6 protein-coding genes are annotated in these 10,985 nt (G+C 37.3%); 1 reads left to right on the top strand and 5 read right to left on the bottom strand.

Annotated elements, in window-relative coordinates:
* Window positions 1–180: 180 nt before the first annotated feature.
* The 5 genes from leuB to leuC form a co-directional block, all read right to left on the bottom strand.
* The gene (gene leuB, locus ACIQ1E_RS12210; protein WP_396171581.1) at window positions 181–1,242 is read right to left on the bottom strand and encodes a 3-isopropylmalate dehydrogenase; all 1,062 of its coding nucleotides are present in this window, start codon (window positions 1,240–1,242) and stop codon (window positions 181–183) included.
* Window positions 1,243–1,319: 77 nt separating this feature from the next.
* Window positions 1,320–2,855 carry an alpha-isopropylmalate synthase regulatory domain-containing protein gene (locus tag ACIQ1E_RS12205; RefSeq protein ID WP_396171580.1) on the bottom strand — a complete coding sequence of 512 codons (1,536 nt, stop codon included), beginning with the start codon at window positions 2,853–2,855 and terminating at the stop codon, window positions 1,320–1,322.
* 289 nt (window positions 2,856–3,144) lie between these two features.
* Window positions 3,145–3,741 (bottom strand): 3-isopropylmalate dehydratase small subunit, encoded by a 597-nt coding sequence (gene leuD / locus ACIQ1E_RS12200; RefSeq protein ID WP_396171579.1) that lies wholly within the window; start codon window positions 3,739–3,741, stop codon window positions 3,145–3,147.
* Window positions 3,742–3,793: 52 nt separating this feature from the next.
* On the bottom strand, window positions 3,794–4,180 hold the full coding sequence (locus ACIQ1E_RS12195) for a GxxExxY protein (protein ID WP_396171578.1): 387 nt from the start codon (window positions 4,178–4,180) through the stop codon (window positions 3,794–3,796).
* Between the two features lie 36 nt (window positions 4,181–4,216).
* Window positions 4,217–5,611, bottom strand: a complete 1,395-nt coding sequence (gene leuC, locus ACIQ1E_RS12190) for a 3-isopropylmalate dehydratase large subunit (protein WP_396171577.1) — start codon at window positions 5,609–5,611, stop codon at window positions 4,217–4,219.
* A 664-nt stretch (window positions 5,612–6,275) separates the two neighbouring features.
* On the opposite strand from leuC, the gene dnaE reads away from it, so the two are divergent.
* The gene (dnaE, locus tag ACIQ1E_RS12185; RefSeq protein ID WP_396171582.1) at window positions 6,276–10,856 is read left to right on the top strand and encodes a DNA polymerase III subunit alpha; all 4,581 of its coding nucleotides are present in this window, start codon (window positions 6,276–6,278) and stop codon (window positions 10,854–10,856) included.
* The last annotated feature ends 129 nt before the right edge of the window (window positions 10,857–10,985 follow it).

Here is a 10,985-nt window from a genome sequence, read left to right as displayed (position 1 = left end):
CAGAGAACTATAAACAATTATTCCGTAATCCACTTTAAGGAAACCGCCGTACACGCAAGTACATACGGTGGTGTGAGAGGACGACAAAGTTAAATACATTACTTAACTTTGTCTCCTACTTTAATTTGTTTTATGATGATAGAGACGTTGCATTGTAACGTCTCTATAGATGAATTTTATTTATAAATTGGCAACCAACCAATCTCCAACTTCACTAGTAGAATACGCTTTTGAGCCTTTAGCCACTAAATCTTCTGTTACAATTCCTTGTTCTAAAGATTTGTTGACTACCGCTCTAATAGCATCTGCTTCTTCTTTTAATCCGAAAGCATCTTCAAACATCATTGCTGCCGATAATACAGTTGCTAGTGGATTAGCAATATTCAATCCAGTAGCTTGTGGATACGATCCGTGGATGGGTTCGTATAATGAAGTATGTTCTCCTACTGATGCTGACGGCATTAATCCCATAGAACCTGAAATTACAGAAGCCTCGTCGGTCAATATATCTCCAAATAAATTTTCAGTAATTAATACATCATACGAGTTTGGCCATTGTACCAAACGCATTGCCACTGCATCAACAAATTCGTAAGAAACGGTCACTTCTGGATAATCTTTTTCCATCGCTTGAACTGTTTCTCTCCACAAACGAGAGGTTTCTAAAACGTTGGCTTTATCTACACAACACAATTTTTTAGAACGTGTCATTGCTAATTCGAATCCTTTTTTAGCCAAACGTTGTACTTCGGCTCTGGTATAAACACAGTTGTCGAAAGCAGTTTCTCCACCGTCTTTTCTTCCTTTTTCACCAAAATAAATTCCTCCAGTCAATTCTCTCAAGAAAACCAAATCAGTTCCTTCGATTCTTTCTCTTTTTAATGGAGAATTGTCAATCAAAGAAGGGAATGTAAAGGTTGGACGCACATTGGCAAACAAACCTAATTTTTTACGCATCAATAGTAAACCTTGCTCTGGTCTAACTGGAGCGCTTGGATCATTGTCATATTTTGGATGTCCGATAGCACCAAACAAAACCGCATCGGCTTTCATACAGATTTCGTGAGTTTCATCTGGATAAGGTACTCCCACAGCATCAATCGCACAGGCTCCTGTTAGTGCAGGTGTCCAACTGATTTCGTGATTGAATTTTTTAGCAATGGCATCTGAAACTTTGACAGCTTCATTTACAACTTCTGGTCCGATTCCGTCTCCGGCTAAAAGGGCAATGTTAAATTTCATTATTTGATATTATAGTTATTATTTATTTTTTGTTCCAAAACACTTTGGAAATTCTGTCGTTTATTGGTACTTGGAATTTAGTTTTTGAAATTGATTCCGTCGTTATTCAGCATTTTCTGTGTGGCTTTGATAGCGGCCACAGTTTGGTCAGAATCTAATCCTCTGGTTTTGAATTCTTTCTGGCCATTGGTCCAAGTGATAATCGTTTCGCATAGTGCATCTGAACTACTTCCAGGAGGAATTCGAACAGCATAATCAATCAGTTTAGGCAAAGTCATCTTTTTGCTTTTGTATATTTTGGTCAACGCATTCATGAAGGCATCAAATTGTCCGTCACCTTGAGCGTTTTCTTCAATAATTTCTCCATCAATTTTCAAACAAAGCGTTGTGGCTGGTCGCATACCTTTAGAATGAACTAATACATACGATTCTATAACGATTTTGTCTTGATAGGTTTGACTATCCAAAACATCAGAAATGATATAAGGCAAATCTTCTTTGGTAACCGTTTCTTTTTTGTCTCCTAATTCAATTATTCGCTCCGTAACCAGTTTCAAATCTTCTTGATTAAGTTGTAAACCTAATTCTTGAAGATTTTTTTCGATATTGGCTTTTCCAGATGTTTTTCCTAAGGCATATTTTCTTTTTCTGCCAAAACGTTCTGGAAGCAAATCATTGAAATACAAGTTTTTCTTGTTGTCCCCGTCGGCATGAATGCCAGCGGTTTGTGTAAAAACATTGTCGCCTACGATAGGTTTGTTGGCAGGGATTCTATAGCCTGTAAAAGTCTCAACCAATTTACTCACTGAGTATAAAGAAGATTCTTTTACCTTGATTTTTACTTCTGGCATAAAATCATTGATCACAGCAACGGTGCTTTCAAGCGGAGCATTTCCAGCTCTTTCTCCCATTCCGTTTACTGTTACGTGAAGTCCGTGAATTCCAGCTTTTACAGCTTCTATCGAATTCGCAACACTTACATCGTAGTCGTTATGAGCGTGAAAATCAAAATGAATATTGCGGTATTTGGGTATAATTTTTGAAATAAATTCAAATACTTCCGATGGAATTAATACGCCTAAGGTATCAGGCAACAAAATTCTTTGAACGGGTTGTTGTGTTAAAAAATCTAAATATTGGAAAACATAGTCAGGCGAATTACGCATTCCATTGCTCCAATCTTCTAAATAAACGTTGGTTTCAATATTGTTTTCTTTGGCCAATGCTATGGTTTGGGCAATTTCAGCAAAATGTTGTTCCGGCGTTTTCTTCAATTGATAAGTTAGATGATTTAAAGAGCCTTTCGTTAATAAGTTTTGAACTTTTGCCCCTGATTTTTTCATCCAATCTATAGATAATCCACCATCTACAAAAGTTAGCACTTCTATTCTATTAGTATACCCTTTTGATTCTGCCCAAGACATAATCCCTTTTACACCTTGAAATTCTCCTTCACTCACTCGAGCTGAGGCAATTTCTATTCGGTCAACATTTAATTCTTCGAGCAACAATTGTGCTATGGTTAATTTTTCTGCAGCAGAAAAAGACACGCCCGAGGTTTGTTCACCATCGCGGAGTGTCGTATCCATTATTTCAATTTTTCTTTTTTCCATTTTAATTTGATGCTAAGCAGTCGGTGATGAAAACTTGTTTTTTTAACCCGTTGGGTGTAATTAGTTTTTGGTGATAATTTTTCGTCAGTTCGAGTGATTTTCGATAGAAAATTGTATCGAGAACAGAAAAATTATCATTAAAAACGGTTCTCGATACATTTTTTGTTCCGTTTCTCTACACAAAAAACACTCGAACTGACGTACTGAAATAATTACACCCAACGGGTTTTTTTATTTCAAAACAAGACCTATGAGGTTTTTAAAACCTCATAGGTCTGTTAAATGTTTTTTAATAAGGCAATTGGTCTGCAAATGCTACAATCTCCTTTTTGATGTTTTGCAAATAATCGATATCATCAAAACCGTTGATCATATTGTTCTTTTTGTATCCGTTGATATCAAAAGATTCCTTTTCGCCAGTAGCTTTAAGGGTAATGGTTTGCTCAGGAAGGTTGATTTCTAATTCAGTAGTTGGATCAGCTTCAATCGCTTTGAAAATAGTTTCAGCAAATTCTGGGCTTACCTGAACTGGTAAAACACCAATATTCAAGCAATTTCCTTTGAAGATGTCAGCAAAAAAACTAGAAACAACTGCACGGAATCCATAATCGTAAACTGCCCAAGCTGCGTGTTCTCTTGAAGAACCTGAGCCAAAGTTTTTTCCGCCAACAAGGATTTTTCCGCTGTAGGTTTTGTCGTTTAATACGAAATCTGCTTTTGGAGTATCGTCTCCGTTGTATCTCCAATCTCTGAAAAGGTTGTCTCCAAAAGCTTCACGTTTTGTAGCTTTCAAGAAACGAGCTGGAATGATTTGATCGGTGTCTACGTTTTCTATTGGTAACGGCACTGCGCTACTCGTAAGGATATTAAATTTATCGTATGCCATTTTTTATTTATTTTACCGCAAAGACGCTAAGGCGCAATGCATTTATTAAAAATTAGTAGTTATTTACAAATCGTTTGAAACCATTTTTTATAATAGGAACATTAAAATTAATTAAAAACCCCATTCTTTTATCAGCTAATTTCAGATATGAAATAAGTTGTGCCTGATGTACTGGTAATATAGTATCAACCGATTTTAATTCAATTATTAACTCTTTTTCGACTAAAATGTCAATTTTATATTCTTTAGACAAATCGAAACCTTTAAATTGTAAAGGAATACCAACTTGACTTTCTGCTGAAATATTTCTCAACTGCAATTCTTTCAAAAGACACATTTCATAAACGGATTCTAATAAACCTGGTCCCATAATTTTATGAACCTCAAGACTAGCTAAAAATATCTCCTTTGCTAATGCTTCATATTTATCTGTATCCATATTTTCTTTGCGCCTTTGTGTCTTTGCGGTGAAAAATTAAAATAGGTCTCTAGGATCTGTCAATTTTCCTGTAACTGCAGCTGCAGCAGCCATAATTGGGCTTGCCAATAATGTTCTAGAACCTGGACCTTGACGGCCTTCAAAGTTTCTGTTTGATGTACTTACTGCATATTTTCCAGCAGGAACTTTATCGTCGTTCATTGCCAAACAAGCCGAACAACCCGGCTGACGTAATACAAATCCAGCTTCAGTCAGAATGTCTAACAACCCTTCTTCTTTAATTTGTGCTTCGACAACGTGTGAACCAGGAACTAGCCAAGCGGTAACGTTATCTGCTTTTTTTCGTCCTTTTACGATTTCTGTAAAAGCTCTAAAGTCTTCAATACGACCATTGGTACAACTACCTAAAAAAACATAATCAATTGCTTTTCCAATCATCACGTCATCCTCGTGGAAGCCCATATAAGCCAAAGATTTTTTGTATGTTTCCTCGCCACCTTCCACTTGGTCAGCACTCGGAATATGTTTAGAGATACCAATTCCCATTCCAGGATTGGTTCCGTAAGTGATCATAGGTTCAATATCTGCTGCATCAATGTTTAATTCTGCATCAAATTTAGCATCAGCATCGGTTTTCAACGTTTTCCAGTATGCTACTGCTTTTGTCCACGCTTCTCCTTTTGGAGCAAATAAACGTCCTTCTAAGAAATCAAATGTTTTTTGATCAGGAGCAATCATACCACCACGAGCGCCCATTTCAATACTCAAGTTACAAACGGTCATACGACCTTCCATAGACATATCTTCAAAAACATTTCCTGCGTATTCTGCAAAGTATCCTGTGCCACCAGAAGTAGTTAATTTTGAAATAATATAAAGTGCTACGTCTTTTGGACCCACACCTTTGCTCAATTTACCGTTTACGTTGATACGCATTTTTTTAGGTTTTGGCTGCATAATACACTGTGTAGCCATAACCATTTCTACCTCAGAAGTTCCTATCCCGAAGGCAATAGCGCCAAAAGCACCGTGAGTCGAAGTGTGAGAATCTCCGCAAACGATAGTTGCGCCTGGCAATGTTATTCCGTTTTCAGGGCCTACAACGTGAACAATTCCGTTTTTTTGGTGACCTAATCCCCAGTGCGAAATGCCATATTCTGCTGCGTTTTCTTCCAAAGCCTTCAACTGATTGGCAGACAAAGCGTCTTCAACAGGCAGGTGTTGATTTATAGTTGGTGTGTTGTGATCGGCTGTTGCAAAAGTGCGTTCTGGGTATAAAACCGAAATTCCTCTTTCTTTCAAGCCTAAAAAAGCAACAGGACTCGTAACTTCGTGAATGAAATGACGATCAATAAAGAACACGTCTGGTCCATCTTCAATTTGGCGCACCACGTGCGAATCCCATACTTTGTCGAATAATGTAGTACTCATTTTAACTATTTTTTTTAAATGTGTTTCTGGTTTTTTAAACAATGAGAGCAAATTTAATAAAAGAATAGTAGTGGTCAATTGTATTATTTACTTATATACGATGCCCAAAATGCTTTTACCACAACATCCAGTGCCTATTTCGTGTTTTGGGGTTTAATGTTCTAATTTTATTTCGACTTTATTTTTAATGTGGTCTTTTTTTGCTCCTTGATTTTATTGGTTTTTGCGGTTTGCGATTTTGACAAAAGTCTCTTGAAAATCGGCGTTTTTGTTGAAAATTATTTACTGATATGTAAAAAATGACTCATAATTTGCATTCTTTATAAGCTGAATTGTTTTGTTGGGTTGTTTTAAAAAGTTCTTTTCCCTCTTTTATTGTAAAAAAGACGACTCTCAAAATCGCTTTTTTTAGTGCCGAACGAATTGATTTTTTTGATAAAATACTACGACATCCAAGTAGTAGATTTTAATAAATTATAGGTTTTTTACGATTTGTCTTTTGTTAATAACTTCCAATATTTTTTCGTCTAAAAAATTCTAAATTTGAATTTCATTTTTTGAATTCACTATTAATTGTAAAACGTTTATAACCAGTTAAAAAAACCAGTCAAAAACTTTTCAAGTTTTGGCTCCCTCTCCTTTGGAGAGGGCTGGGGTGAGGCTTATGTACTTAATATTCGATACCGAAACTACAGGTTTACCTAAAAAATACACCGCACCTATTTCTGATACAGACAACTGGCCAAGATGTATTCAAATCGCGTGGCAACTCCACGATGCAATGGGGAGAGTCATCGAGCATCAGGATTTTTTGGTCCAACCAGAAGGATTTAATATTCCGTATGACGCCGAAAGAATTCACGGTATTTCGACTGAATTGGCCGAAGCCGATGGAATTCCTTTGGCCGAAGTTTTAGAGAAATTCAACATTGCTTTATCGAAAGCTAAGTTTATTGTCGGTCAAAATCTTGGTTTTGATGTCAATATTATGGGCTGCGAATTTTATAGACTAGGAGTCGAAAGTCCAATGAGTTCGATGCCGATTCTCGATACTTGTACCGAAGTTACAGCATTCTTGTTGAAATTACCCGGAGGTCGTGGCGGAAAATTCAAATTGCCAACCTTAACCGAATTACATCAATATCTTTTCAACAAACCTTTTGCGGAAGCGCATAATGCCACTGCCGATGTCGAGGCAACCACGCGTTGCTTTTTTGAATTGATTCGTACCGAAGTTTTCACCAAACAAGAGCTAGAAGTCGAACAGGATTATTTTGAGGATTTCCAATTAAAAAATCCGAAGGAAATTCAACTCATCGGATTAAAACATATTAACTTAAAGGAGGCTTCTGATAAGATTCGCCAACAATTAGGAGGCCAACAAACGGCGACTATTTCAAAAAAGGAACTATCAGAGAACAAAGAGATTCTGATTGATACTGATTTTGTCCATTTGCACAACCATACGCAATTTTCGGTTTTGCAATCGACCATTAGTGTGGCAGCTTTAGTCAAAGCAGCTTCGCAGCAAAAAATGCCAGCTGTTGCAATGACGGATCACGCCAATTTGATGGGGGCCTTTCATTTTGTTCGAGATATTTTATACCATAATAAGGCCGCCGAAGCCAAAAATAAGGAAGCCATAGAAAAAGGCGAAGAGCCAACTGAAGTTCCAATGAAGCCTATTGTGGGTTGTGAATTTTTTGTTTGCGAAGACCATAAAAATAAGTCAGTCAAGGACAATGGCTACCAAATTGTGCTCTTGGCAAAGAACAAAAAAGGCTATCATAATTTGGCTAAAATGTCCTCCATTGCGCACACCGAAGGGTTTTACTATGTGCCTAGAATAGACCGAAAAGTCATTCAGCAATACAAAGAAGACATTATAGTTTTGTCGGGAAATCTTTATGGGGAAATTCCAAGTAAGATTTTGAATTTAGGCGAAAATCAAGCTGAAGAAGCTTTGCTTTGGTGGAAAAGTGAATTTCGAGAAGATTTCTACGTCGAGCTAATGCGCCATAATCAGGAAGACGAAAATCGCGTAAATGAAACCTTAATTTCATTGGCACAGAAACACGATGTTAAGCTCGTTGCTACCAACAATACTTTTTATATAGACAAAAACAACGCCAATGCACACGATATTTTATTGTGTGTAAAAGAAGGTGAAAAACAAACCACACCCATAGGTCGCGGTCGCGGATATCGTTTCGGATTACCCAATCAGGAATACTATTTCAAGTCGGGTGATGAGATGAAGCAGCTTTTCAATGATTTGCCTGAAGCGATTTTGAATATTACAGAAATTGTAGATAAGATAGAAATTTACAACTTGGCTCGTGAAGTTTTGCTCCCAAAGTTCGAAATTCCAGCAGAATTTAATGTTCCCGAAGATGCCATCGATGGTGGAGTTCGAGGTGAAAATGCTTATTTGAAACATCTTACTTTTGAAGGTGCAAAGCTAAGGTACAAGGAAATTACTCCAGAAATTCAAGAACGATTGGATTTCGAGTTAATGACTATAGAAAATTCGGGTTATCCCGGTTATTTCTTGATTGTTCAGGATTTCATTGCCGAAGCCCGTAAAATGGGAGTTTCTGTTGGTCCTGGTCGGGGTTCTGCAGCCGGTTCGGTGGTGGCCTATTGTTTAAAAATCACCAATATCGATCCGCTTTTGTACAATCTCCTTTTTGAGAGATTCTTGAATCCAGACAGGGTTTCACTTCCCGATATTGATATCGATTTTGATGACGAAGGACGAAGTAGCGTAATGGATTATGTGATTCGAAAATACGGTCAAAAACAAGTAGCGCAGATTATCACGTATGGTAAAATGGCTACAAAATCAGCGATTCGCGATACGGCGCGTGTGCTGGATTTACCTTTATTCGAAGCGGATAAAATTGCCAAATTAATTCCGGGGATGATGCCATCTAAATGGAATTTAGCTCGTTTTTTAAACGAAAAAGAAGAGGTAATCAAAAAGGCGGTTCGTCCGGAAGAATTCGAAAAAATAAAGGAATTAATAGCCTTGGCTAACGAAGGTGATTTGGGTGGAGAGACCATTCAGCAAGCCAAGGTTTTAGAGGGGAACCTCAGAAATACTGGAATTCATGCTTGTGGTGTAATTATCACGCCAAGCGATATTACCGATTTTGTCCCTGTGGCAACCGCCAAAGATTCGGAATTGTTTGTTACCCAATTTGACAACTCAGTTGTAGAAAGTGCAGGTTTGTTGAAGATGGACTTCTTGGGCTTGAAAACCCTAACTTTGATAAAAGACACTGTAAAACTGGTTAAATACAGAAGCAACATCGACCTGAATCCCGATGAATTCCCGATAGATGATGTGAAAACATACGAGCTTTTTCAGCGTGGTGAAACGGTGGGGATTTTCCAGTATGAAAGTCCTGGGATGCAAAAATACATGAAGGAATTGAAGCCTACGGTTTTTCCTGATTTGATTGCGATGAATGCGCTGTATCGTCCGGGACCAATTGCGTATATTCCGAGTTTTATTAAACGAAAAAATGGCGAAGAACCTATAGAATATGACTTGGACGACTGCGAAGAATTACTAAAAGACACCTACGGAATCACCGTCTACCAAGAGCAGGTAATGCTTTTGTCCCAAAAGCTGGCGGATTTCTCCAAAGGTGATGCCGATGTTTTGCGTAAAGCAATGGGGAAAAAGATGATAGATGTTTTGGCGAAAATGGAACCAAAATTTATCTCACAAGCGATGGCAAAGGGGCACGCCAAAGACAAATTAGAGAAAATTTGGAACGACTGGAAAGCCTTTGCCGAATATGCTTTTAATAAATCGCATTCAACTTGTTATGCTTGGATTGCCTATCAAACAGCTTATTTGAAAGCCAATTATCCAGCCGAATATATGGCGGCGGTTTTGTCGAATAATATGAGTGATATTAAGCAAGTTTCATTTTTTATGGAAGAATGTAAACGAATGGGATTGAAGGTTTTGGGACCGGATGTCAATGAGTCTTATTATAAATTTACAGTTAATGATGATTACGCGGTTCGGTTTGGAATGGGTGCCGTAAAAGGTGTGGGTTCTGGAGCCGTAGCAACAATTGTCGAAAACAGGAAAACTTCAAAATACAAATCAATTTTCGATTTAACCAAGCGAATTGATTTGCGTGCTGCCAACAAAAAAGCACTAGAGAATCTTGCTTTGGCTGGTGGTTTCGATTCGTTTACTGACGTCACCAGAGCGCAATATTTCCACGATGATGGAGATGGTATTACTTTTTACGAAAAAGCGATTCGTTACGGTGCCAAGTTTCAAGAAAACGAAAATTCCTCGCAAGTGAGTCTTTTTGGAGAAGCAAGCGATGTACAAATTGCAGAACCTGTGGTGCCGCCTTGCGAAGATTGGAGTACGATGGAAAAACTCGCCAAAGAAAAAGAGGTTGTTGGGATTTATATTTCAGGACATCCCTTAGATGATTTCAGGTATGAGATGAAATATTTTTGCAATTCCAAGCTAGAATCACTGAAAGATTTGAATCAGTTTGTAAATAAAAATTTAACGTTTGGAGGTATAATTACTAATGTGCAGCACCGAATTTCCAAAGACGGAAAAGGATGGGCACTATTTCATCTTGAAGGGTATGACGAAAGTTTTGAATTCAAAATTTTTGGAGAAGAATATATGAAATTTAGACATTTTTTGATTCCAAATAGTTTTACCTACTTAAAGGTTTTAGTAAAAGAAGGTTGGCCTAATCGAGAAACCGGAAAAAAAGGTGATCCTAGGATTCAGTTTTCGGAATTCAAAATGTTGCAAGATGTATTCGATAATTTTGCAAAGAAACTTTGTGTTTTATTGGATATTAAAGATTTGAATAAAGACTTTATAGCAAAGTTAAATGCAATTTTCATCGCCAATAAAGGTAATAGTTCGGTTACTTTTGATATTGTTGAGCTAGAAACAGTTCGGAAACAAATGGAAATACTTTCTGATCTTCCAAGAGCAGAAGAAAACGTCGACTTAGAATTGTTTGAGGGCGAAATTCCTGATGAAGCAGTGATTTTCACAGACGATTTTTCTGAGGATGAGGAGCAAATATTGGATGAGCCTGCTTCTTCTGTAGCATCTTCCGCAGAGGAAACCAAAATTATCACTCGAATATCGATGCCCAGCAGAAAATTGAAAATCAAAATATCTAATGAGCTTTTGTTCGAATTAGAGAAGCTACAAGTTAATTTTAAGTTGAATTAATAAATTAGGTATAGGCGTTTAGGCCGCCCAAAAACGAAAATAGTATTACCTTTGTCAAATGAGTACAAGGGAGAAATTTATAGGTGTGAATTCAATAACATTTAACAAGCGATTTAAGGAAGATGCAGA

The organism is Flavobacterium sp. (genome assembly GCF_044348915.1).
GTDB lineage: Bacteria > Bacteroidota > Bacteroidia > Flavobacteriales > Flavobacteriaceae > Flavobacterium.
This window is presented reverse-complemented; position numbering and strand designations above follow the sequence as displayed.